Consider the following 23,959-nt stretch of genomic DNA (forward strand, 5'->3'; position numbering starts at 1 on the left):
ATACGGATGTAGCGGTTCACTTGCGTGTAAAACCCGTGTCCGTATAGAGGGCTAGACACAGATGATTGGCAAGCTTGTGAAACGGATCGTCCGCTCCGATCAAGCGATGCGCATAAGCGTATACCAGTGTTCGAACAGCGTGTTTTGTTATTTGGAGGAGCGGTTATCCGACACGGGCGATTGCCCACCAATCTGGGTGGAGGAATTGGTTTCAGGCATTTTCTACAGCGCAGCTGAGGCCGTCATCGAAGCTCGGCAGGCAGTCAGTTGGCTCAATTTCCCTGATGAACAGAGCAGTACGGCATCCGGCGAAAATGTTGCGGGACAATGGAGACCCATCGGCGAACGTGAATACGATGTACTGATGCATCTGATTCGAGATCAATTTCCCGGACGGCGTGAAATACTGACGCAGATTCAGTCCGTCGAGGTGATGCGCATCGACCGCGAAGGAAGCTTGAAATTGCGCAGCGGTGGACCGTTGGCCGTCGTGAAGGACAACGACTATCCATCTGCTCGGGTAGATGGGCGTATTCCGGTCGAGGGCTTTTATATGGATGACGTGGACGAAAGCGGCGCCTTGGTCCATTTACTGGTTCATGTCATCGGCGGGAAAATAGATGAGTTGGAGATCTACAAAGAAGACGGCAGTCCGATTCTGATTGATCCGTACGAAATTGAGCTCTCAAAAATCTACTTCTATTAAGGGCTCAGGCTTTCTATGCCATACACAGCCATCACAAACAAAAAAGCCGGGCGTTTCCACCCGGCTTTTAAAATATCATCTCTGATCGAAATCAGTTCAGACGCGACTGAACCTTGGAGACGGCGTCCTTGAAGAGCGCGGTCTGCGTCGTCTTGTCGGTCTTGGCAGCAATCACCTTTCCGGCAGCGGCGATTGCAATGTCGATCGCGGCAGAACGGACGGCATCGATGGCGTCGGTTTCGGCCTGCTTGATCTTCTGTTCCGAGAGAGCGTTGCGACGAGCGACGAATTCCTCGGTCTTCTGGCGCGCTTCCTCGGTCAGAAGAGCAGCTTCACGCTCGGCGGCGGCCAGCAGGGCTGCGGCTTCCGCTTCGGCTTCCTTGCGCTTCTTCTGGTATTCGGAAAGCAGCGCCTGAGCTTCTTCACGCAGGCGCTTGGCCTGCTCCAATTCGTCGCGGATATTGTCGGCGCGCTTGTCGAGCGAACGCGCCACCATGCCCGGAACCTTGAGGTAAACGATCAAAGCGATGAAGAGGAGAAGGCCGACGAGGGCAAAAAACGAATTGTCCAATGCCATGGATCAGGCTCCCTGCTTGGCAGCCGCAACTGCGGCCTTGATGTCTTCGCCAGTCGCCTTGCCGCCGATCAGCTGATCGACGATCGCGGTTGCCGTGTCTTCGGCGATCGCACCGACCTCGGCGAAAGCCTTGGTCTTGATCTCGCCGATGCGGGTTTCCGCGGCTGCCAGCTTCTCGGCGAGTTCTGCCTCGATTGCTGCGCGATCGCTTGCAGCCTTGGCCTTGGCCTCGTTGCGAGCGGCCTCGGCAATGCCGTTTGCCTTGGAACGGGCCTGAGCCAGCTCCTTCTCATAGGTCTCGACTGCAGCGTCGGCTTCCGCCTTCAGGCGGCCGGCTTCTTCGAGATCGCCGGCGATACGGCCCTTGCGATCTTCGAGAATGCCACCGACGCGCGGCATGATGACCTTCTGAATCACAAGATAGAAAAGGCCGAAAGTGATGACGAGCCAAAGAAGCTGCGAGGCGAAATGCGACGAATCGAAAGGCGGGAACCCCGCGGAACCGCCTTCAGCCCCGTGGGCGACGCCGGTTTCGGTATGAACCTCGCCTGCGGGCGCAGCGGGCGTTTCAGATGCGGCCGGCGCGGTCTGCGCGTATGCCGAGGTCACGAACATCATCACCTCCAGGTGAATTCCATAAAAAGTGGATCACGGCGCGCCATGAATGGACGGCCGTGATCCTATCCTATGCCGCTAGACGGTTATGTCTTAGACAGCGAACAGGAGAAGGAGAGCAACGAGCAGCGAGAAGATGCCCAGAGCTTCCGTAACGGCGAAGCCGAAGATCAGGCGGCCGAACTGGCCATCAGCAGCCGACGGGTTACGCAGAGCGCCCGACAGGTAGTTGCCGAAAATCGTGCCGAGGCCAATGCCTGCGCCACCCATGCCGAGGCAAGCGATACCTGCGCCGATGTACTTTGCTGCTTCCGCGTCCATATTGAACTCCTTCGATTGGTTTTTGCGGCTTTGGACTGGTGCTGGAAGCACCAACGACTTTATTTCTCAGTGACCGTCGGGATGCAGCGCATCGTTCAGGTACATGCATGTCAGGACCGCGAAGACGTAGGCCTGAAGGAATGCAACGAGAAATTCCAGACCAGTCAGAGCGACGGTCATGATGAGGGGCAGGATCGCGGTACCGATGCCGAGCGCGCCGAGCGCACCGAGCGATGCGACGAAACCTGCGAAAACCTTGAGCGTGATGTGGCCGGCCAGCATGTTGGCGAACAGACGAACCGAGAGGCTGATCGGACGGGCGATGAAGGAGATGACTTCGATCGAAATAACGAGCGGCATCAGGACGCCCGGGACACCCGAAGGCACGAACAGCTTCAGGAAACGCAGGCCATGCTTGTAGAAACCGTAAACGACGACCAGGCCGACGACCAGCATCGACAGTGCGAACGTGACGATGATCTGGCTGGTGACGGTGAAGAAATAGGGAACCATGCCCAGCAGGTTTGCCGTCAGGATGAACATGAACAGCGACAGAACCAGCGGGAAGAACTTCATGCCCTGGCTGCCCGCCCCTTCGCGCAACATATTTGCGACGAATTCATAGGACATTTCGGCTACTGACTGCGCACGACCCGGGATCAGCGAGCGCTGCGAGGTGGAGAAGTAGAGGAAGCCAGCGGCTATTGCGACCGTCGCGACCATGAACAACGAAGCGTTGGTGAAAGAGAAGTCAATTCCGCCGACTTCGATCGGAACGATCGTGTTGATGTGGAACTGATGGATCGGATCGTTTGCCACCGTCTACCCTCTTTCGATGACCGCCCGCGCGGCCTGTTCACCAGACGACCTTAAGGCCGTCTCACTTCTTGTCTTCACTGCTGCGACCATCAAGGTGCGGCGGCTGAGCCACCATGCCTACGGCGCGAAGCACACTTAACACGCCTGCGCAAAAACCGAGGAGGACAAAAAGTATCATCCCCCAAGGTTTTGAGCCGGCGGCCCAATCGATCAGATAGCCAAGAACCCCGCCAACGGCGATAGCAGCAATAAATTCGGAGGAAATCTTCAATCCGAGCGCCATACCCCTGCGGCTGGCTTCCGACTGCGCTTCCTTCCGATCTTCTGCCGCGCTTTCGGTCTTTCTATCAGCCAAGGCTGCAGAAAGACGTTTCCGGCGCTCATCCAGACCATCATCAGGGTCGTCCATCGCATCCTCCATCACCGGCTCTCCCGTCCGGCAAAGCCGCACGACGGTTAGCGAGGGATTTCGCGCCTTCCGGCCCTCTTTCAAGTGCGCGCAACATAGTTTTGACGGCCTTGCTAGTCAAGGCGCTGAAACAGCTTGCCCCAAGGGATTTAAAGCTAATGAATTCATCGCCTTATAGCAGAAGTGGCACTATGGCGGATAAAACTGATGCGGGAAACTGCGGGGTTGAAGCGCTTGTATCAGCTCCAACCACCACCATAGGTTCTGTAGAAGACGTGCAAACCGATGCGACCGACCTTTTTCATCGTCTTCGCCCAGTTCGGCCGCACATAGGTCGCGTGATAATGTGTCGCAGATCCGACTTCGGGCATCCAGATCCTGCCGGCAGTCACCGCCATCGCCACTTCCCGCGCCGTTTTCCAGTGGTCGACCGAGCGTATCCGGTCCTTGATATTGTCGCAGGCGAAGGAGAACTGGCAGCGGTTGCGCCAATCCTCGTTCTGGTAGACGACATCGCAGATCGTATCGGGATAGGCGGGATTACGTACACGGTTGAGAATGACCTGTGCAACTGCGGCCTGCCCACGTACCGATTCGCCACGCGCCTCAAAATAGACGCCGGAGGCGAGGCACTGCTGTTGCTTGGGGGAGAACGAATCAGCCGGCAGTGGGTTGGCGGCCCAGGCGTGGTCCTCCGGCCCGATAGGCGGAATGAAGCGGCCGGTATCCGGTTTCGTCAGAATGGCATCGAAGGGCGACTGGCGGGAGAAGTCGGGCGCAGACGAGGCATAGGCTGTCGCAAGGATGTCGGCGTGATCGTTGGTCACGAGACTGGCGATCATCGGCGGCAGGCTCTTTTCCTTCACCTCATCCTTGCGGAAATAGAATTCGGCAACCTCGACGGGCTGCGGATTGAGTTGCTCGCCATTATCGACTTTGACGAAGGCGGTCATCTCGTCTTCATCCTGAACGGGCCTGGTCAGGGAGCTGGAGCGCTCAAGGATAGATCCGGCGGAGAAAGCCTTCGGTGGCAGCATCGGCATCACCGCAACGATCCGCCCCTTCTTTTCGGAACGGTTGATGCGGTCTTCGTCGGGCGTGCCCTCGCCCGGCTTGTCCTTGTCGGCCAGCGCTACGGTGCGGCCGTCCGGCAAAGCGATCCCCGCATCACCGCCGAGAACCCGCGATCCGCCGGGGAACGCAAGTGAGGCCGTGTGGAGCGAACCGGCGGGCGACTGGGTAATGACCATGCGCCAGCTTTCGGACGATCCGTCGAGGCCGGCGAAAAGATCGGTCAGGTCACCCTGGGATGGGACTGCCGGAAAGGCCAGCCATGCGGCAAGGCCCAGCAAAACCGGAGAGGCCAACCTGTCCCAACGCGGCAGGGACCCCTTACGCAGAACTCTTTTCGAACGCAAAACGGCAACTCCACAAGGTAACCATAGGAGCCCAGGCGGGCAGCGACTATGCTTGAAGAGTGAATCATTAACCTTGATGAGCGGTTAACACGGAAACGGAAAGCCTTGCGCCACAGGCTCCTTCAGCACACGTGCATTTAACAAAGGCGTGAATGTTGCGTCAGGGACACGCGGCGGACGCAGGCTTGGCTTTGTCAGCGACAACATCACTAAATGTCTTTTGCCTCAGATGATCACATGAGAGCCAAGCTCGACAACACGGTTGGCCGGCAGGTGGAAATAGTCGGATGGGTCGGTCGCGGCATTGGCCATGCCGATGAACAGCGTGTCCTGCCACATGGGCATGCCGGATGCGGCATCCGGCACCAGCTTGCGGCGGCCCAAATAAAAGGAGGTCGACATGATGTCGAACTTGAAGCCGGTCTTGCGCAGATAGGCCAGCGCCTGCGAGACGTTATGCGACTGCATGAAGCCGAAACGCAGCTCGATCAGGGTGAAGCGCTCGGAGATCTTCTCGACATGATATCGCTCATCGATGCCAACGCGTGGCTTGTTCACCGTGCGGATCGTCAGGATGACGTTCTTCTCGTGCAGGACGTGGTTGTGCTTGATGTTGTGCAGCAATGCGGCGGGCGCGGTTTCCGGGTCGCTGGTCAAAAAGATGGCGATGCCGGGCACGGAGACGGGTGCATGGTCGGACTTCTTTTCCACCATCGGCACGAAGGTTGCGAGCGGCACGTCGATGCGGCGGGTCTTTTCGAACAGGATCGCCGTACCGCGTTTCCAGGTCCACATGACGATGGTGAAAAAGGCTGCCATCATCACCGGCACCCAGCCGCCGTCATGGATCTTGAGCAGGTTCGCGCCCAAAAAGACGAGTTCGAGCGCCAGCAGCGGCGCCAGCGTGGCGATCGCCACCGTCTGCGGCCAGTGCCATCTCAACCGCACGAATTCGAACGCCATCAGCGTGGTGACGACCATCGCGCCGGTCACAGAGATACCATAGGCGGTTGCCAGCGCTTCGGAGCTTTCAAATCCAAGCACCAGCGCGATGACGCCGATCAGAAGCAGCGTGTTGACGCCGGGCAGGAAGATCTGCCCCGTATTGGTTTCGGAGGTGAAGAGGATCTGCATGCGCGGCAGATAGCCGAGGTGGATCGCCTGCCGCACCAATGAGAAAGCGCCGGTAATGACCGCCTGGCTGGCGATGATGGTCGCCGCGGTCGCCAAAAGGATGACCGGGATGAGCGCCCATTCGGGAAACATCAGATAGAAGGGATTGCTCATCGCTTCGGGATGTTTCAGGACCATGGCGCCCTGGCCCAGATAGTTCAGCGTCAGCGCCGGAAAGACCAGCAGAAACCAGGCCAGCTGAATCGGCTTGCGGCCGAAATGGCCGAGATCCGCATAAAGCGCCTCGGCCCCGGTCACCGTCAGGAAGACTGCGCCGAGCACGACAACACCGGCGAACCCCTCGCGCAGCATGAACTCGGCCGCGTACCAGGGATTAAACGCCCTGAGGATGCTGAGATCGTCGACGATATGCACCAGCCCGATCGCGCCCATGACGATGAACCAGAGCGCGGTAATCGGCCCGAAAAAGCGGGATACAAGCGCCGTGCCCTTCGACTGGATGGCGAAAAGCGCGATCAGGATGACGACCGAGATCGGCAGGACGGCGCTGTCCAGTCTCGGCGTGACGAGTTTGAGGCCCTCGACCGCGGACATGACCGACAGAGCCGGCGTTATCATCGCGTCACCTAAAAAGAGCGCTGCGCCGATCAGGCCGAGCAGCATCAGCATGGCGCGCTGGCCGTTGGCCGACTTGGTCAGAAGCGCCAGAAGCGAGAGCGTGCCGCCTTCACCGTCGTTATCCGCTCTCAACAGGAAGATCACGTATTTCAGGGTGACTATGATCGTCAGCGTCCAGATCATCAGCGAGATCAGGCCGATGATCTCCATATGGGTCACGCCATCATTGGCAACGGGCTTCAGCGCTTCGCGGAAGGCGTAAAGCGGGCTGGTACCGATATCGCCGTAAACGACGCCGACTGAGCCTAGCGTGAGCGCAAACAGGCCGTGGCTACGCGTCTTTTCAGCAGCGTGATGTTCAGCGGGGTGACCCATAGAGTGCCTGACCTTCGGTCAGCCTTTCCAGAAGACGACAGGAAATGAAATGGATAGCGGCATGCGGAATGGAGCGGGCGGACTTCCAGACGACCTTTGGTTCGGCAGACTACCTTTTAATATGGCTGGCTTTTTATACGGCGAACCTTGATCACTCTCAATTTTTTGCCCGGAAACGGCCGACGAATTGCCGCCTGCCGTCAAGCGAGGCGTCTGTAGAGACGGCTACCAACAAAATCAAGAGGCGGGGTGCCCCGGACAATAGAGAGAAAATGGCGCTTTGAGGCCTTGTACGCAAGACCCTTGCGGCGATCGGCCACAAGCGGCACAGCACTGAGGGGACCGCAATACAGAGAGACCCCGGTATTGTGATGCCACACCTTATCTCTATTCGAAGACGATAGATGGCGCCTTTCGGCGCGTGCCTTGCGATACCTGCGACCAGACATTGGCGGCGATATCGCGATAGATGGCGGAGATTTCGCTGTGGGGATCGGCATGCACGATCGGCGTACCGAGATCGGAGCGCTCGCGTATGTCCATCGTCAGCGGCACTTCGCCAAGGAAAGGAACACCGATCCGCTCTGCCTCGGCGCGGGCGCCGCCATGGCCGAAGATATCGTAACGCTTGCCGGTATCGGGCGCGAGGAAATAGCTCATGTTCTCGACGATGCCGAGGATCGGGATCTCCACCTTGCCGAACATCGTCACTGCCTTGCGGGCATCGATGAGCGCCAGATCCTGCGGCGTGGAGACGATCACTGCGCCTGCGAGCGGCACCTGCTGGGCCATGGTCAGCTGCACATCGCCTGTGCCCGGCGGCATGTCGACGACCAGCACGTCCAGATCGCCCCAGGCAACTTCTCGCAGCATCTGCAGCAGCGCCGACTGGACCATCGGACCGCGCCAGATCATCGCGGTTTCCTCGTCGACGAGAAAGCCCATCGACATGGCCTTCAGCCCATAGTTTTCCTTGGGCTTGATCAGCCGACCATCGATCTGTTCGGGCCTGCCGGAAATCTTCAGCAGCCGCGGTACGGACGGGCCGTATATATCGGCATCGAGAATACCGACGCGCAGGCCATTCGCATGCAGCGCCAGGGCAAAATTGACGGCGGTAGTGGATTTGCCGACGCCGCCCTTGCCTGATGCCACTGCAATGATCGCGCCGACGCCGGGAACGCCGGCCTTCACGTTGGCAGGGCCGCGAGGCTGCCCACCGGCGGGAGCGTGAGAATGGCCGTGAGGCTGGGGTGCCGGCGCCGATTGCGGAGCGCTCGACGCCTTGCGATCGGCAGTCAGCGTGACCAGCGCGCCCTTGACGCCCGGCACAGCCGTCACCGCCTTTTCGGCGGCCAGCCGCAAGGGCTCCAGCTCTTGAGCCTTTTCGGCGGGCACGGTGATCGAAAAATAGACTTTTGAATCAGAGATGAAGACATCCGAGACAAGGCCGCGGGAGATGAGGTCGCTTTCCAGATCCGGGCTGCGAACCTTGCCGAGCGCCGCCAGCACCTGGTCCTTCGTTACATCCGGCATGTCGAACTCCTGCTTGTGCTCTAGCGCATCTCGGGCTTGCCGCCCTGACGCGTATCCATGGCCATATATAGGAGTTGCTGCTGCATACCGGCAAGACGAATAAAGCCGCCGCCCGGACGGCAGCCACAAGGCGCACAAACCGGACGACGGCTTTTTTCTCGAACGCGTCTCTTGGGACGCTTTTCTTAAGTCCCCTCTGGACCTGTTTCTAAGGAAGCATGAAACATGCCAGTCTGAAACACGCCGTTTAGGGGCTTTTTCGGAGTATTTCCGAGAATAAAAGTCGAATAAGTCGGCATTCCGCACTGCAGCAAACAGTGACCGCACACTAATTGTGCAGATTAGAAAAGGCCTATTTAATCAATCCGATGCGCAGAGCCTTGGCGACAGCCTGAGTACGGTTAACGGTATCAAGCTTCTTGGCGGCACGGTTCAGGTAATGATTGACGGTATGCTCAGATAGACCGAGGATATCGGCGATTTCTGCACTCGTCTTGCCGGCGGCAGTCCAGGTGAGGCAATCGATCTCGCGATCCGTCAAAAGATCGGTCGCACGTATGTCCATGTTGCGGATTTCGGCAAGTCGATCGAAGATATGGATCGCCGCGAAGCTCAGCTCCATCAGTTTCTGGCGATTTGGTTCGCCGCCGAGGCCGCCGATCACGACTGCGCCTCTGGCCCCCGCCGGATCGTGGACCGGAATGCAGGCGCCGCGGACGATGCCGAACCTGGTGAATGTAGCGGCCATTTCCGGCGTTTCTGCATCACGTTCAACGTCGAACGAGAAAGGCGTAACCGAACGGCGCAGCTGGCGCACAACGAAGCTGGAGCGAATCAGCCCTTCGCGGTCAAAGAGCGATACGAGTTCGGCCGGCCAATTGTTGATGATGGCGCTGCCGGACAGGCCGAGCGCGGTTGCCGGAGGCAGGTTGAGCACCATGAAATTCCGGAAGCCATAAAACTCCACGAGCGTCTTGGTAAAACGGAAGACATCGAACTGGGTCTTCAAACCTGCGATCTCTTCGACGTCTATGTCGAAGGTCAACAGTTCGGCGGCCGTTTCCGTTTTGGACATTTTTTAACTTCTCTGTTCCGAATGCACCGGGTCGCCGGCGCAAGCACACGAATCATTCAGGTGATGTTCGGAGATCGCTCAGTGGGAGAAAAGGCAAAAGTTGCAAATTCCCTGCATTTCTTCCCGCATCGCGTGTCTTACAATATAGGAGCTTCCACTGCAGACTTAAAAGAGATGTTAATTTTTTCGGCGATCAACCGTTTTATCAATAGTGACAGTTACTCGTCTTAACAGGGTTTGTCCGGGTAAAACATGATGTCGCAGTTATTAGCTGGGGACGACGTATTTGATTACACGCCATGTGGACAGTCACGCCACGATGTGGCGAATAGGCACCCACGATTGTTTCATGGCATCCGGGAGGAAGAAGATGGCATCCATTCATCCGTTCGAGGGCACCGTCCTGTCCTCGACTTTGTGCGACCTGGGCGAAGGGATCAGCTTCGAAGCCGAAACCAATACGCTGTGGTGGTGCAATATCCTCGGCAAGGCACTGCATTCACTTGATCTGACAAGTGGTAAGGAGACGATCCATCCGCTTCCGGTCATGGCAAGCGTCGTCGCGCGCATCGATGACGAGCGCCAGCTGATCGGAAGCGACAAGGGCCTGTTCATCCGCACCCGGGCAACGGGCGAACTTGCGCCGCATTGCGAACTCGAACCCGGCAACGACGCCAACCGATCCAATGACGGGCGCGTGCACGCCTCCGGCAGCCTGTGGATCGGCACGATGGGACGAACCGCAGCCGATGGCGCGGGCGCGATCTATCACGTCTCGAAGGGCGCGGTGACGAAACTTTACGACCGAATCAGCATCCCGAACGCGATCTGCTTCTCCCCCGATGCCGCGACGGCCTATTTCGTCGATACACGCGGCAACAGGCTGATGAAGGTTTCAATCGATCCCGCAACCGGCCTGCCGAGCGGTCAACCATCGGTATTCGTCGATGGGAGCGCCGATGCAGGCGGTATCGACGGAGCGATCTGCGATGCAAACGGCCATCTGTGGAACGCCCGCTGGGGCGAAGCGGCCCTCGACCATTACAATGCGGACGGAACGTTCATCCAGCGGTACCAGCTGCCGGCGAAGCGGACGACCTGCCCGGCCTTTATCGGCTCCAGCCGTATCGCCGTCACCTCCGCATGGGAAGGGCTGGACGATGCCGGCCGCGCTGCCGATCCGATGGCCGGTGCGACATTTGCCGTCGACACCGGCGCACAGGCTAAATACGACCCCGCCTATCGCCTCTGAGCATTGCAGAGACGTATCAGGTCGAGACATTTCCAGCCTAAAAAATCGGCATCCAGGGAACCAATGCCGTTCCAGCTTGTTACCTTATCGAGCCGCCAGCGTGACGACCTCCCGGTCAGATGAGCGGTTTTATGCAACGATAACAAACGGAAAAGGCAGGAACACCATGAAGAAGACATTTGCAGCAATTATCGCGACAGCTCTCATGACGTCCACCGCCCTTGCACCAGCATTTGCGCAGACCAACAATGCCACACCAGCTACTCCGGCAGCGCCGACTGCCCCGGCAGAAACCAATACGATGGCGCCAGCGGCTGGCTCGGCCATGTCTGCCGCCGGTGATGCAGCCTATCTGACCCAGCAGACGGAAACCCAGGTCAGCGCCAATGAATATATCGGCAAACAGATCTACAACGCCGGCGATGAAAGCATCGGTAAGGTCAACGACCTGATCCTTGAACAGAATGGCGGAATTGTTGCAGCCGTGGTCGGCGTCGGCGGTTTCCTCGGCATCGGTGCGAAGGATGTGGCCCTCCCGATGAGCAAGGTCAGCCTGACCCGTGACGCGGCAAACAACAACGATGTTCGCCTGACCACGACGGAGACGGCCGAAGCGCTTCAGGCGGCTCCCGAGTTCAAGACGCTGAGCGACAAGCAGGCGGCAACCGATACGACCACCACGTCGTCCACGACAACGGCACCGGCGACATCCGCCGCGCCTGCAACGCCCTCCACGGGTGGCGACACAAACTCGTCGACGGCACCGAAGCCGTAAGCTTCGGATCTGGAACGAGCTATCCGCCTCCCGTGATGCGAGGACGAGTGACAAGATGATGAAAAAGGGGCGGTGCTGCGGCGCCGCCCCTTCGTCGTTTTACAAGAGAGAACAGAGCCGCAGCGCGTCATAGATGGCCGCATGTACGTTACGACTAGAGACCGCGTCGCCAATCCTGACGAGGTCAAAGGCGCCCCCATCATTCTTGACGGCCAGCGGCGCGCGGCGCTCGATCAAGGCGCGATAATCCACGGCACCGAGATTTCTCGACAGTGGTTTCAATTCGAGAAACAGGTCGGCATTGGCCTTAGTGCCATGTTCGACAACGACCTGTCCGACCAGACGCTCGACAGTTGCCGGCGAATAATCGGAGCCGAGAACGGCGGTCAGGCCGTTACCGTTGCGTCGCACGGCCTTCAGCCGTGTATTGATCGTGACCTTCACATTCTTTTCGGCAAAGATTTTCGCATAGGGGACATGGTTCATGCCGCCCATTTCCGGTGCAAAAAAGCGTTCGGGAGAGACCAGTTCCAGCTCCGCGCCGGTCGATGCGATGATTTCCGCCGCGCTCATGCCGGGATGGCCGCCATTATCGTCGAACAGAAGAACCGGCCCCTGCGGTTTTGCCGTGCCGGCCAGGATATCCCAGCTCGAAGTGACGAGATCGTCGCCCTCGTCCAGCTCCGGTGTCTGCGCAAACCCTCCGGTCGCGACCACGACAAGATCGGGCGCGAGGGACAAGACGTCATCCGCCTCAGCATAGACGTCATAGCGGATGTCGACGCCGAAACGCTCGAGTTCTGACAGACGCCAATCGACGATGCCGATCATTTCGCGGCGGCGCGGATTTCGAACAAGCAGGTTGATCTGGCCGCCGGCCTGCCCCGTCGCTTCCAGCACGGTGACCGAATGGCCGCGTTCGGCCAGAACCCTTGCCGCTTCCAGCCCCGCCGGCCCTGCCCCGATCACAACGGCGCGGCGGATTTCCTTCGCAGGAGCGATGTCGTGGGAAATCAGCGCTTCGCGGCCGGTCGCCGCATTGTGAATACAGAGCGCCTCGCCGCCCTCATATATCCTGTCGAGACAATAGGTGGCGCCGACGCAGGGGCGGATTCGGGCCTCCTCGCCGCGGATGATCTTGTTGACGATATGCGGGTCAGCAATATGGGCGCGGGTCATGCCGACCATATCGAGCTTGCCTTCGGCGATCGCGTGGCGGGCGGTTGCGACATCGGCGATGCGGGCCGCATGAAAAACCGGGAATTTCGTCGCCGCCCTCACTTCGCCGGCAAAATCCAGATGCGGAGAGGCGCGCATGCCCTGGATCGGGATGACATTGTTGAGATCGGCGTCGTGGTCGATATGGCCGCGGATCACATTGAGAAAATCGATATGACCGGAGGCGGCCAGTCTCTTCGCAATTTCGATCCCTTCTTCGCGCGAAATTCCTTTTTCCCAGTCCTCGTCTGCTACCAAACGGATACCGACAATGAAATCCGGCCCCACGGAGCGACGGATCGCCTTCAGCACCATATCCGAGAACCGCATGCGGTTTTCCAGCGAACCGCCGAACTCATCCTCGCGCCTATTGGTGGCGGGCGACCAGAACTGGTCCATCAGGTGGCCATAGGCTTCGATCTCGATGCCGTCGAGCCCACCTTCGCGCATACGGGCAGCGGCATCGGCGTAGTCGGCGACGATCCGCTCGATGTCCCAGTCCTCCATCTCCTTCGGAAAGGCCCGATGGGCAGGTTCGCGGATCGGAGAGGGGCTGAGAACCGGCAGCCAGTTTCCCTTATTCCAGTTGGTGCGCCGGCCGAGATGGGTGAGCTGGATCATCACCGCCGTGCCGTAGTCATGACAGTCGTCGGTCAGGCGCTTCAGCCACGGAACGATCTCGTCCTTATAGGCCAGCAGATTGCCGAAGGCGGGCGGGCTGTCGACCGAGACGCTGGCGGACCCCGCCGTCATGGTCATGGCGATACCGCCCTTGGCCTTTTCCAGATGATAAAGCCGATACCGATCCTTCGGCATGCCGTCCTCGGAATAGGCCGGCTCATGCGCCGTCGACATGATGCGGTTTTTCAGCGTCAGATGCTTAAGCTGAAACGGCTGCAGAAGCGGATCGTTGGATATCGACATGGGGGCGCTCTCGTTCAGTCGAGAGAGGATCATCGCCGAGTAGCCGTCATTGCGCGAGGATCAGAAGCGCCTCTTGGTGTCGGTAAAGCGGCAGAGAAGTGGTCATTACGGAAAAGAAGCGCGGCTGTTTCGAGACGTCCGCAAGGCTCTCGAGCCTTCAGCGCCTCAGATCCGCTCGATCGCCATGAAGTCGTGGTAGTGATCCTGCAGATACCGCAGGGTCGCTGCGCCATCCACCGGGCGGCCGTAGTGATAGCCCTGGCCCATGCCGCAGCCCAGCGCGCGCAGCATCTCGACGTCGGCGGGTTCCTCTATGCCTTCGGCAACGACTTCGAGATCGAGGCCCTGGCACATGGCGATGATGGCGCGCACGATATGTTCGGACGGCCGGTCGCTGGTGATGCGCGAGATGAAGGCGCGGTCGATCTTGACCTTGTCGAAGGTGAAGTCGCGCAGCCGGCCGAGGCTGGACTGGCCGGTGCCGAAATCGTCGAGCGAGATGCGCACGCCTTTTGCCCGCAGCTCGCTGATGATGCGATGGGCGGTATCGGCAGACGTCATCACCGCGGTTTCGGTGATTTCCAGTTCGACGCGGCGCGGATCGAGACCGACATGCGAAAGGGTCGAGAGAATATTGCTCGACGTGCCCGGATCCATCAGCTGGGCGGAAGACAGATTGAACGACAGGAAAAGTTCGCGCGGCCATGAGAGCGCCGCTTCAGCAGCCTTGCGCAGCAGCGTATCCGACAGCGCGTCGATGAAACCGCGCTCTTCGGCCAGCGGCACGAAGACGGCGGGCGAGACGAAGCCGAGATCGGCATCGCGCCAGCGCGCGAGGGCCTCGAAACCTGCCACCACGCCGTCACGGATGCGGACGATCGGCTGGAAATGAACATCTACCGCATCGGAAATGATGGCGTTGCGCAGCGCCTGCTCGATCTGCGTGGCGCGCTTCATTTCCTGGGCGATTTCGGTGGAATAAACGGTGATCTGAGCGCGGCCGCGGCGCTTCGAGCGATAGAGCGCCGTTTCGGCGCTTTTCAGCAGGTCCTCGAATTCCTCGCCTGCAAAAGGATAGATGGCAAAACCGAAGGATGCCGACAGCCGGACATTGCGGTCGCCCAGATCGTAAGGGGCAGACAGAACATCCTTCATCATCTGACCGATGCGCTCCGCCCCCACCCGCTCGAAAACGAGCGGCAGGACGAAGGCAAACTCGTCGCCATCGTGACGCGTCACCGTCGCGCCGTCGGGCATGCATGCCTTCAGGCGATGGGCGACCTGGCAGAGAATTTCGTCACCGGCTTCTGACCCGAACAGATCGTTGATCGGCTTGAAGCCATCGAGATTGGCGATGCAGATGGCAAAGGGAGCCGGATCGTCGGCGCGTTCAGCGGCAAGCAGGCGCACCTTGTCGCGCAACCTGTAGCGGTTGCCCAAACCGGTCAGCGGATCGCTGTAGGCCATCGCCTGCAGTTCATTCTGGCTGACTTGCGGCAATGGGTTGCCCGCTGACTTCATAAAAAATCCTGCTCGTCGAAACCAGCGAAGGATGCGGGACAAAGATTAAGAAACTTTGCTGGTGTATCAGCTTATGCCAAGATGGTCACGAAACGGGCCATGCTTCAGCCTCGACCTCGTCTTCCGCCACCGCCAGAAACCGCTGGAAGACCGCATCCAGTGCTTCAGGGCTTATCGGCTTGAGGATCACGTCGTTCATGCCGGCCTCGATGCAGGCTTCCCGGTCACGGTCGAAGGCCTGCGGCAGAACGCCGATGATCGGCACAGGCTGCGTTCCGTCTTCCAGCGCCCGGATAGCGGCCGATGCCTCGAAACCCGTCAGTTTCGGCAGCGTCACATCCATCAGCACAAGGCGAGGTGAATGCTTACGCCACAGCCGTACCGCCTCTTCGCCATCGACAGCCAGGACATACCGATAGCCGAGCCCTTCGATGATCTGGGAAAAGACGATCTGGTTCACCTCGTTGTCCTCGGCGACAAGGACATCGATGCATTCGCTCTGCGACGATGAAGGGAAAGCCTGTCCGTCGACAGCCGGCAAGACCAACTCGGCAAAGGGTTTTCCGAGTTCGGCGGCGACCAGAACCGGCAGGTTGGGACCGATATGCGCTTCTTCGACACGCAATGCCGCGACCCCATAGGCTTCGGCAACCTGCGTGAGTTCCGCCGGCATACGGGCATCGATGACGACGAGATCGATCCGTACATCCGCTTCGGCGGCCAATTGCAAAAACAGGGTGAATTCGTCGGCATCGGCGGCAGCGGAAACATCGGCTCCCTGCCAGGACAGGATTTCGATAGCCTGTGCCGACGTATCGGCGAAACGGCTGACGACCAGAACCTTGACGCCGACGATGGCGGGGCCCGTGTTGACTGGCGAGGCCGGAACCGGTTCCCGCGTCATATCGATCGGCACGAAGCCGGAAGCCCATTCGTTCGACTGCAGCGACTGGTCGGCGCCGGCTCCTGCGGCAATCGATGAAACATCCTGCTTGACGGTGACGAGATAGTAGCGACCGGGCTTGCCGATCCGGTATTTGTGGACAATGGTAAGCGCCGTCGACCCATCCGGGCGGGTGATGCGCTCGGGAAGCTGGATGGGCTCACCGGTTTCGTAGACATGCTGGTTGATCGGCGCGAGACGATCCTCGAATGCCTTGGAATTGATGTCTGCACCCTTGTGACCAAGGATCGCATCGGCCGGAAGATCGAGGAAATCGCAATTGGCCTTGTTGACCGCGACGAAGGTGGAATTCCGGTCCTTGACGCTGATCGGGAAGGGAAGATTATCCAGCACTTCTTCGGTGACCTGAACGCGTTCCGTATCGACGCGCCACTGTTCCTCACGCCTCTTCTGCTCGGAAACGTCCTTGATGACGCAGACCCCGTAACCCGAGGGAAGACGCCGCTTGGCGACACTCAGCCAGCGGTCCGGTGCGGGGCGTTCCAGGCTTTCCGAACGTTCCTTCCACAGACCGGCAATCTGCTCGGCGACCCAATCCTCGCGGCTCAGCGCACGGCGATAATTGTGGGTGTCGGCGACGAGGCGAATACCCGCATCATACATGGCTGCCAGAAGATCGCGTATGCGGGTTCCGGGCACAAGAAGGCGAGGCTGCACCCGCATGATGTTTGCGATCTGCTGGCTGGCGAATACGACCAGGTCGTTCCTGTCATAGAGCAACACTGCCGCGGACATGCCTTCGGCCAGTGCTTCCAGAATGGCAGTCTGAATGTTCGGATCCGCCGTGTCCAAATCATTCATGGATGAAACTCCGTATGCTTTCAGGACGGCTTTTCGCCATGCCCGGTCAGCCGATTCAACGCTTGATCGGCAAAACTTCCTTCACGCTCGTCAGTAGGGAACATGCTGGCTCCAAGTCATCAACGAACGACCAGGTTGTCATGACGGTGCCCAGCTGGCCGCCACTCCGGTCATTCGCGAAGAGCAGAGATGCTCTCCCGGATTCATCCAATTTCTCAAGCAGACCCTAGCCAGTTTACCTTAAGGCCGGATTAATGGCGTTTCTCATTGAGACGATTGCCGAGGATAATCTTGCCGCAGCCCTTTCCTCCGACGGCAGAATCCCCGAAAATGGCACCATGTCCGTAAAACTCCTGCCTGAAACACTGATCAACCAGATTGCCGCCGGTGAGGTCATCGAACGCCCGGCCAGCGCGACCAAGGAATTGATCGAGAATGCGATCGATGCCGGTGCGACGCGCATCGAAATCGCCACGGCCGGCGGGGGAAAAAGCCTCGTGCGGGTGACCGATAACGGCTCGGGCATGGATGCGGCAGATCTGGAACTTGCCGTGCGCCGCCATTGCACATCGAAGATCTCCACGACGCTGGACGATATCCAGACGCTCGGTTTCCGCGGCGAAGCGCTGCCGTCGATCGGCTCGGTCGCACGACTGACTATCACCAGCCGCCGCAATAGTGATCCATCCGGCTTTCAGGTTTCCGTCAATGGCGGTGCTGCCTCGCCGGTCAAGCCGGCACCGGCCAATCAGGGTACGGTGGTCGAGGTGCGCGACCTGTTCTTCGCTACCCCTGCCCGGCTGAAATTCATGAAAACGGAGCGGGCGGAAGCGGCAGCGATCACCGAAGTGGTCAAGCGCATGGCAATCGCCTTCCCGCATGTCCGATTCGTGTTGTCCGGTTCGGATCGGTCGACGCTGGAATTTCCGGCAACCGGCGACGACCATCTTGCCCGCATGGCGCAGATTCTTGGCACGGAATTCAAGGAGAATGCGATCGAGATCGATGCCGGGCGTGAAGACGTGTCGCTCTCCGGCTTCGTCGGCGTGCCGACCTTTCACCGCGGCAACTCGGCGCACCAGTTCGCCTTCGTAAACGGCCGCCCGGTTCAGGACAAGCTGATCCTCTCAGCCATTCGCGGCGCCTATGCCGAACAGATGCCATCCGGGCGCTATCCGGTTGCGGTGCTGTCGATCGAACTCGATCCGGCCTTCGTCGATGTCAACGTGCATCCGGCCAAGGCCGATGTACGCTTCCGCGACCCGCAGCTGGTGCGCGGGCTGATCGTCGGTGCCATCCGCCAGGCGCTGCATCGCGAGGGCGACCGCGCCTCGACGACGGGTGCTGCCGCCATGTTGAGGGCTTTCCAGCCCGGATTCTCCCAGCAGACACCCGCACAACCGGGCTTTTCCGAAACACCGGGATCGGGTTTTCAGCGGCACTCCTATCCGCATTCGGCCCCTCAGGCGAGCTGGTCCGCGTCGTCTTCCCCTTCCCGGCCGCTCGATCTCGACGTAGCGACGTCTTATGCTGCCCGTCCGGTACAATCCGGGTTCGACGCGTTCTCGGCGCCGACGGCGCGCGCCGACACGGTTGCAGACACGACCTATACGCCCGAGACAACGGCCGCCGGCTACAGGCTGGGTGCAGCCCGTGCGCAGGTGCACGAGAATTATATCGTCGCTCAAACCGAAAACGGACTGGTGATCGTCGATCAGCACGCCGCGCATGAACGGCTGGTCTATGAAAGCCTGCGCAAGGCGCTGGAAAACGACCGCCTCGCTTCGCAGGTATTGCTGATCCCCGAAATCATCGATCTGCCGGAAGAGGATTGCGACCGGCTGATGGTGCATGCAACCGAACTCGACCGGCTCGGCCTTGCGATCGAGCGCTTCGGCCCGGGGGCTGTCGCCGTGCGCGAAACGCCGGCCATGCTTGGCGAAGTGGATCCGAACGCACTTATCCGCGATCTCGCCGACGAAATCGCCGAATGGAACACGGCAAGCGGCTTGAGGAACAAGCTCGAATATATAGCAGCCACCATGGCCTGCCACGGGTCTGTCCGGTCCGGGCGACGGCTGAAGCCCGATGAGATGAACGCGCTCTTGCGCCAGATGGAAGCGACGCCGGGTTCCGGCACCTGCAACCATGGGCGGCCGACCTATATTGAACTCAAGCTTTCTGATATAGAACGGCTGTTCGGGCGCAGTTGAGACGCGCTCTGGTAATCGCGCTTGGTTCGGGGTAGAGGGGACCGATGTTTTTTCGCAGGAGACGAGTGATGAACCGGTTTGAGGGAAGCGGCTTTCGCGAGGCCAAGATCCGCTATCTCGACGGCGACTATCAGATCCTCAGTGCCGGCTCCTACGTCGTGTGCGCGGCAACCGGCGTGCATATTCCCGTCGACGAACTTCGCTACTGGAGTGTCGCCCGACAGGAAGCGTATGTCGATTGCGCAACCTCGCTCGAAGCCGAAAAACGTGCCGGCATGCTGCCAAACCAGCAGGTGGGCTGAAAGATCAGCCCTTGGCCGCGCCTTCGCGCAGACGTCTTTCGCGGAAATTCCTGAATGCCGCTTCGATCATGGCCGAGGGGCCGTGCGGATCGTCGAAGATCATGTCGACCTCGACGATCTTTGACCTTTCCAGCAACTCGCGAGCCGGGCCGGAATGGCCGGCAAGGCGGGCAGCGTCCTTGGCCGTCGTCGCCAGCAGCAGGCCTTCGCGCTCGGCATCGTCGATCAGCGACCGGATCTCATCCTCGGTGAAATAGTGGTGATCGGGGAAAGAGCGGGTCGTGGTGATCAGCCCGCCGATTGACCGGACGGTGCGATAGAATTTTTCCGGATCGGCGATGCCGGCATAAGCGAGCATGTTTTTTCCCGCCAGCGTATCGTCCGGACGCGGCTGCAGAGTTGCCACATGGATCGCCTTGCCAGCGCGGGCCGCCTTGCGGACCAGCGCATCCGCAGCGTCCCCATTGCCGACCTTGAGGAGCGCCGACAACTGCCGCATCTGTTCTGGTATCGGCGCGCGCACCGGACCGCCCGGCACGAGATGGCCATTGCCGATGCCCCTGACGCTGTCGATCACAACAAGTGCGAAATCCAGATGCAGGCGCGCGCTCTGGAACCCGTCGTCCATGATGATCAGGTCAGCACCTTCGGCGGCAAGTTTCCTCGCGCCATCGACCCGCTTGCGCGAGATCACCGTCATGGCTTCTGATGCCAAAAGCAGCGCCTCGTCGCCCACGGCATCGGACCGGTGGCGATCGCAATCGACCAGCGTGGTCACGTCCAGCGAGCCGCCATAACCACGGCTCAGGAAACCGGGCGTGTGCCCCATTTCCTTCGCTGCCCTTGCGAGCGCAATCGAAGTCGGGGTCTTGCCGGCGCCGCCAACGGTGAAATTACCGACGCAGATGACCGGGATCGGGGCGGAAGCACGTTTGGCCGTGCGCATCCTTTTTCCCGCGATTGCGCCATAGATGGCCGAGAATGGCATCAGCGCGTAAGCACGCCAATCGGGTTTTTCCCACCAGAAAGGCGGTGCTTCGGAAACCATCGCGTCTATTCCCCCGCAGACGCCGCGTTGGGAGATGCCGGAGCGAAGATGACGTCGGAGAGTGTGGTGATGTCGTCGAGGCAGTGGTCGGCCAGCGCGGAAAGCGTCTCGCGCGTTCCGGTTCCGGTCAGAACGGCGAGGTTAAGTCCTGCGCCTGCGGCGCGGCCCATATGCATGTCGTGATTGTTGTCGCCGACCATCGCGACATGACACGGCTGAAGACCGACAGCCTTACAGAACGCCAGCATCATGCCCGGTTGGGGTTTTGTGCCGAAACCGCTGTCGTAACCGGCGATAAAATCCACATGGCCGGTTATGCCGAAGCTTTCCGCCATGCGGCGGATTGCCTTCTCGTTGTCGCTGGAGGCGATGCCGAGCTTGAAACCGCGCGCCTTCAGGTCAGAAAATACCGCCGGAAGATCGGCAACCGGGACGGAGAATTCGGCCGCCCGGAGGAACAACGCATCGAGTTCCCGTGTCAGATCGCTTGCATCGAGCGGCGATCCGGCGCCCACGAAACCTTCAGCGATCTCGGCTGAATTGCCGGCGGCGAACAGGCTGTCGGCTTTGGTCTTGCCGGTCTCGGCATCCATGCCACCGGCAGCCAGCAACACCGGCTCAAGCGCGCTATTGCCGGCTGACGCGATGCGCGCCGCCTCACGATTTACCGGCCCCCAGCTTTCGTCGTAGCGGATGAGCGTGCCGTCCTTGTCGAACAGAATGCCCGCGATCGCGGGGGAGGAACTCACCGGATGTTACCGGCGGCAGCGACCTTCGGCTGCAAACGCGCCGTGACGGTCAACGGATTGATATAGGGCTCGAGCGCCTTGATGGTCTTGCCGAGCGCGCCGCGCAGGTCTTCCATCGCATCGGTTCCGGCCTCCACCATCTTAGCTCGGGCTGGATCGGTGATCAGCAGGTAATGCACGGCCTTGGCCAGCATCTCGACATCCTTGACCATGCGTGCGCCGCCCTTGCGGACGAGGTGTTGGTAGGCATCGCGGAAATTCTGGATGTTCGGCCCGGTAAGCACCGCGCAACCGATCATGGCCGGTTCCAGCGGGTTCTGGCCACCTTCATTGGTCAGCGAGCGGCCGACAAAGGCGATCTCGGTCAGGCGCAGGTAAAGCCCCATCTCGCCAATGGAATCGCCGAGGAAGATATCGGTTTCGGGCGTCAGTTCGTCATTGCGCGAACGACGGGCGACGGCGAGACCTTCTTCCTTGAGCATGGCTTCGATCGCATCGGCCCTATCGGGATGGCGCGGGACTATGATGGTCAGCTGGCCGTTCTTGGCTTTCAGCGCCCGATGAACGGTCGCAGCGGCCTTTTCCTCACCGTCGAAGGTGGAGATCGCCGCCCAGGTCTTGCGGTCGCCGATCTCGGCCTTGTATTTTTCCAGAAGCAGTTCATCGCAAGGCGGTGGATCGGTGTCACTCTTCAGGTTGCCCGAAACGATGACCGGCCAGGCGCCGAGATCGCGGAACCGTTCGGCATCAAGATCGGACTGGGCGACCACGAGGGCCATCTTGTCGAACAGCGCCTCGGCCACCTTGGCGTGATTGTGCCAGCGGCTGAACGAGCGATCCGAAATGCGGGCATTGACGCGGATCTGCGGCACACGGCGGCGCGCAAGTTCGGCAACCGTCGTCGGCCAGATCTCTGATTCCGCCGTGATGCTGGCGTCCGGCTTCCAGTAGCTGAGGAAGCGCTTGATAGGAAACTTAACGTCGATCGGCACGTATTGATGGATGACTTCGTCGCCGAGCCGCGCTTCCACGAGAGCTGCAGAAGTGACGGTGCCGGTGGTCAGGACGACATAGATTTCACGACGGCGCAGTTCACGGATCAGCGGCAGAATGGAGAGGGTCTCGCCGACGCTGGCGGAATGGACCCAGACCAGCGGTCCTCTGGGACGCGGCTGGCTGGCATAACCAAGCCTTTCCAGCCGCCTTGAGCGATCTTCCTTGCCCTTCATCGCCCGAAAGGCGAGATAAGGGCCGGCCAGGGGATAAAGCGCGACACCTGCAAGGCGATAGCCGGCAAGAGCCATGCGAGCCATAGCACTGCTCATAGCCCTCGCTCCAGATCCCTGCATAGCACCATCAATACCTCACCCCTGAAGTGATATTCTAACCCGGCTTACGTGTTTCATAAATGCGTCAAAAAAGCGGGCTTCCGGTCGAGCCCCCTCAACCTGAAGCCTTATCATATTTCTTGCGGCTTGTGTCAGGCCTACTTGTTTTCAGGGTCCAGCAGGCGATGCATGTGGACGATGAAGTAGCGCATTTCGGCATTATCGACCGTCGACTGGGCCTTCGCACGCCAGGCGACCAGTGCCGTGGCATAGTCAGGATAGATGCCGACGATGTCGAGGGCCGACAAATCTTTGAACTGGACACCAGCCAGGCTCGAAAGTTCACCGCCGAAAACCAGGTGCAGGAGCTGCTTCTTGTCGCTCGATTCCGTCATTTCCAAATCCGTCCGTTTATTCGACTAGAAGCCCTTCCTCTGCGGCATTACGCCACAAAGGTCAACCCGCAGCACCGGTCACAAGATGAGGCAGAAGCACCTGGCGCGCGTGGCGCGTGCCGGCGACCAGAACGCCGTGACTGACGATTGTGCGATTGTAGGTCAGGGGCTCGTCTTCAAGGCCCGCCAGCGCCCCGCCGGCACGTTCCAGGATCAGGTCGGCAGCGGCCAGATCCCAATCATGGCTGCCCGTTTTGACGATCGTGCCATCGATACGTCCGTCAGCGGCCATGGCCAGCCGATAGGCGAGTGACGGAACGTGGCTGACCCGGTGGATGGCAAGCTCGGCCTGCAGCTTTCGAACGATCTTCTCGTCCGCAGCCAGAACCAACTCGCCAGTCTCGGTGCCTGACCGGACAGCAATTGGGGAGCCGTTTCTCAAGGCAGGCCCGTCGGCGGATGCCTGATATTCCTGTTGCAGCGCCGGCGCAACGAGCACGCCCGCCACCGGACGGCCATTGTGGACGACCGCCACCGACACGCACCAGATCGGCTCACCGGCAATGAAGGCACGGGTGCCGTCGATCGGGTCGACGACGAACAGGGTTTCGCAGCTCAGCCGGGCGCTGTCGTCATCGGTTTCTTCCGAAAGCCAGCCGTAGTTCGGGCGCGCTTTCAAAAGAAGCGACTGGAGGCAATCGTTAGCGGCAAAATCGGCAGCGCTGACCGGCGAGCGGCCCTCGTTCTTCCACCAGACTTCCGGCGATTGCCGGAAGAAGCCGTTGGCGATCTCACCCGCCTGACGCGCAGCATCGAGGATGAGATCGAGATCCGCACTCCATGGATTGTCGAAGGGAGCCATGGCG

The 23,959-nt window shown here is 60.0% G+C and carries 22 protein-coding genes; 5 read left to right on the top strand and 17 right to left on the bottom strand.

From position 1 onward, the window contains the following. The first annotated feature begins 61 nt into the window (after positions 1-61). Positions 62-706: a DUF6984 family protein gene (locus tag FHP24_RS29000; protein ID WP_246091621.1), complete on the top strand. Its 645-nt coding sequence runs from the start codon at positions 62-64 to the stop codon at positions 704-706. Positions 707-797: 91 nt separating this feature from the next. Here FHP24_RS29000 and FHP24_RS06920 read toward each other — a convergent pair whose 3' ends face one another. The 9 genes from FHP24_RS06920 to FHP24_RS06960 form a co-directional block, all read right to left on the bottom strand. After that, positions 798-1,283: a F0F1 ATP synthase subunit B gene (locus tag FHP24_RS06920; protein WP_139674740.1), complete on the bottom strand. Its 486-nt coding sequence runs from the start codon at positions 1,281-1,283 to the stop codon at positions 798-800. Positions 1,284-1,286: 3 nt separating this feature from the next. After that, positions 1,287-1,898 (bottom strand): F0F1 ATP synthase subunit B, encoded by a 612-nt coding sequence (locus FHP24_RS06925; RefSeq protein WP_139676173.1) that lies wholly within the window; start codon positions 1,896-1,898, stop codon positions 1,287-1,289. A gap of 93 nt (positions 1,899-1,991) precedes the next feature. Further along, on the bottom strand, positions 1,992-2,219 hold the full coding sequence (locus tag FHP24_RS06930; protein WP_112455014.1) for a F0F1 ATP synthase subunit C: 228 nt from the start codon (positions 2,217-2,219) through the stop codon (positions 1,992-1,994). A gap of 66 nt (positions 2,220-2,285) precedes the next feature. Next, positions 2,286-3,038, bottom strand: coding sequence for a F0F1 ATP synthase subunit A (locus tag FHP24_RS06935; protein ID WP_139674744.1), 753 nt, complete (start codon positions 3,036-3,038; stop codon positions 2,286-2,288). A 61-nt stretch (positions 3,039-3,099) separates the two neighbouring features. Further along, on the bottom strand, positions 3,100-3,459 hold the full coding sequence (locus tag FHP24_RS06940) for an AtpZ/AtpI family protein (protein ID WP_246091622.1): 360 nt from the start codon (positions 3,457-3,459) through the stop codon (positions 3,100-3,102). Positions 3,460-3,686: 227 nt separating this feature from the next. After that, on the bottom strand, positions 3,687-4,865 hold the full coding sequence (locus FHP24_RS06945; protein WP_139674746.1) for a cell wall hydrolase: 1,179 nt from the start codon (positions 4,863-4,865) through the stop codon (positions 3,687-3,689). A 225-nt stretch (positions 4,866-5,090) separates the two neighbouring features. Continuing rightward, complete coding sequence (locus FHP24_RS06950) at positions 5,091-6,992, bottom strand: potassium transporter Kup (RefSeq protein WP_139674749.1); 1,902 nt, start codon at positions 6,990-6,992, stop codon at positions 5,091-5,093. A 387-nt stretch (positions 6,993-7,379) separates the two neighbouring features. Next, on the bottom strand, positions 7,380-8,528 hold the full coding sequence (locus FHP24_RS06955; RefSeq protein WP_139674752.1) for an Mrp/NBP35 family ATP-binding protein: 1,149 nt from the start codon (positions 8,526-8,528) through the stop codon (positions 7,380-7,382). 352 nt (positions 8,529-8,880) lie between these two features. Next, positions 8,881-9,603, bottom strand: a complete 723-nt coding sequence (locus FHP24_RS06960) for a LuxR family transcriptional regulator (protein WP_139674755.1) — start codon at positions 9,601-9,603, stop codon at positions 8,881-8,883. A gap of 370 nt (positions 9,604-9,973) precedes the next feature. Here FHP24_RS06960 and FHP24_RS06965 point away from each other — a divergent pair, with 370 nt between their 5' ends. Continuing rightward, complete coding sequence (locus FHP24_RS06965; protein WP_139674758.1) at positions 9,974-10,855, top strand: SMP-30/gluconolactonase/LRE family protein; 882 nt, start codon at positions 9,974-9,976, stop codon at positions 10,853-10,855. Positions 10,856-11,021: 166 nt separating this feature from the next. Beyond that, positions 11,022-11,630 carry a PRC-barrel domain-containing protein gene (locus FHP24_RS06970; RefSeq protein ID WP_139674760.1) on the top strand — a complete coding sequence of 203 codons (609 nt, stop codon included), beginning with the start codon at positions 11,022-11,024 and terminating at the stop codon, positions 11,628-11,630. Between the two features lie 99 nt (positions 11,631-11,729). Here FHP24_RS06970 and FHP24_RS06975 read toward each other — a convergent pair whose 3' ends face one another. From FHP24_RS06975 to FHP24_RS06985, 3 genes are all read right to left on the bottom strand, one after another. Then, complete coding sequence (locus tag FHP24_RS06975) at positions 11,730-13,772, bottom strand: NADH:flavin oxidoreductase (RefSeq protein WP_139674763.1); 2,043 nt, start codon at positions 13,770-13,772, stop codon at positions 11,730-11,732. Between the two features lie 165 nt (positions 13,773-13,937). Next, positions 13,938-15,293, bottom strand: coding sequence for a putative bifunctional diguanylate cyclase/phosphodiesterase (locus tag FHP24_RS06980; protein WP_139674766.1), 1,356 nt, complete (start codon positions 15,291-15,293; stop codon positions 13,938-13,940). 85 nt (positions 15,294-15,378) lie between these two features. Further along, positions 15,379-17,058, bottom strand: a complete 1,680-nt coding sequence (locus FHP24_RS06985) for a response regulator (RefSeq protein WP_139674769.1) — start codon at positions 17,056-17,058, stop codon at positions 15,379-15,381. Positions 17,059-17,396: 338 nt separating this feature from the next. Here FHP24_RS06985 and mutL point away from each other — a divergent pair, with 338 nt between their 5' ends. Beyond that, complete coding sequence (gene mutL / locus FHP24_RS06990) at positions 17,397-19,271, top strand: DNA mismatch repair endonuclease MutL (RefSeq protein ID WP_139676175.1); 1,875 nt, start codon at positions 17,397-17,399, stop codon at positions 19,269-19,271. 68 nt (positions 19,272-19,339) lie between these two features. Further along, complete coding sequence (locus FHP24_RS06995; protein WP_180355919.1) at positions 19,340-19,573, top strand: DUF2093 domain-containing protein; 234 nt, start codon at positions 19,340-19,342, stop codon at positions 19,571-19,573. A 4-nt stretch (positions 19,574-19,577) separates the two neighbouring features. Here FHP24_RS06995 and lpxK read toward each other — a convergent pair whose 3' ends face one another. From lpxK to FHP24_RS07020, 5 genes are all read right to left on the bottom strand, one after another. Continuing rightward, positions 19,578-20,621, bottom strand: a complete 1,044-nt coding sequence (gene lpxK / locus FHP24_RS07000) for a tetraacyldisaccharide 4'-kinase (protein ID WP_139674775.1) — start codon at positions 20,619-20,621, stop codon at positions 19,578-19,580. Positions 20,622-20,626: 5 nt separating this feature from the next. After that, positions 20,627-21,370 carry an HAD family hydrolase gene (locus FHP24_RS07005; RefSeq protein ID WP_139674777.1) on the bottom strand — a complete coding sequence of 248 codons (744 nt, stop codon included), beginning with the start codon at positions 21,368-21,370 and terminating at the stop codon, positions 20,627-20,629. After that, on the bottom strand, positions 21,367-22,695 hold the full coding sequence (waaA, locus tag FHP24_RS07010; protein ID WP_139674780.1) for a lipid IV(A) 3-deoxy-D-manno-octulosonic acid transferase: 1,329 nt from the start codon (positions 22,693-22,695) through the stop codon (positions 21,367-21,369). The genes FHP24_RS07005 and waaA overlap by 4 nt, the downstream gene beginning before the upstream one ends. A 161-nt stretch (positions 22,696-22,856) precedes the next feature. Continuing rightward, the gene (locus FHP24_RS07015; protein WP_139674783.1) at positions 22,857-23,093 is read right to left on the bottom strand and encodes a DUF4170 domain-containing protein; all 237 of its coding nucleotides are present in this window, start codon (positions 23,091-23,093) and stop codon (positions 22,857-22,859) included. 61 nt (positions 23,094-23,154) lie between these two features. Next, on the bottom strand, positions 23,155-23,955 hold the full coding sequence (locus FHP24_RS07020; protein ID WP_139674786.1) for a 3'(2'),5'-bisphosphate nucleotidase CysQ: 801 nt from the start codon (positions 23,953-23,955) through the stop codon (positions 23,155-23,157). Positions 23,956-23,959 lie beyond the last annotated feature (4 nt).

The organism is Aliirhizobium smilacinae (assembly GCF_006335145.1).
Classification (GTDB): Bacteria; Pseudomonadota; Alphaproteobacteria; order Rhizobiales; family Rhizobiaceae; genus Neorhizobium; species Neorhizobium smilacinae.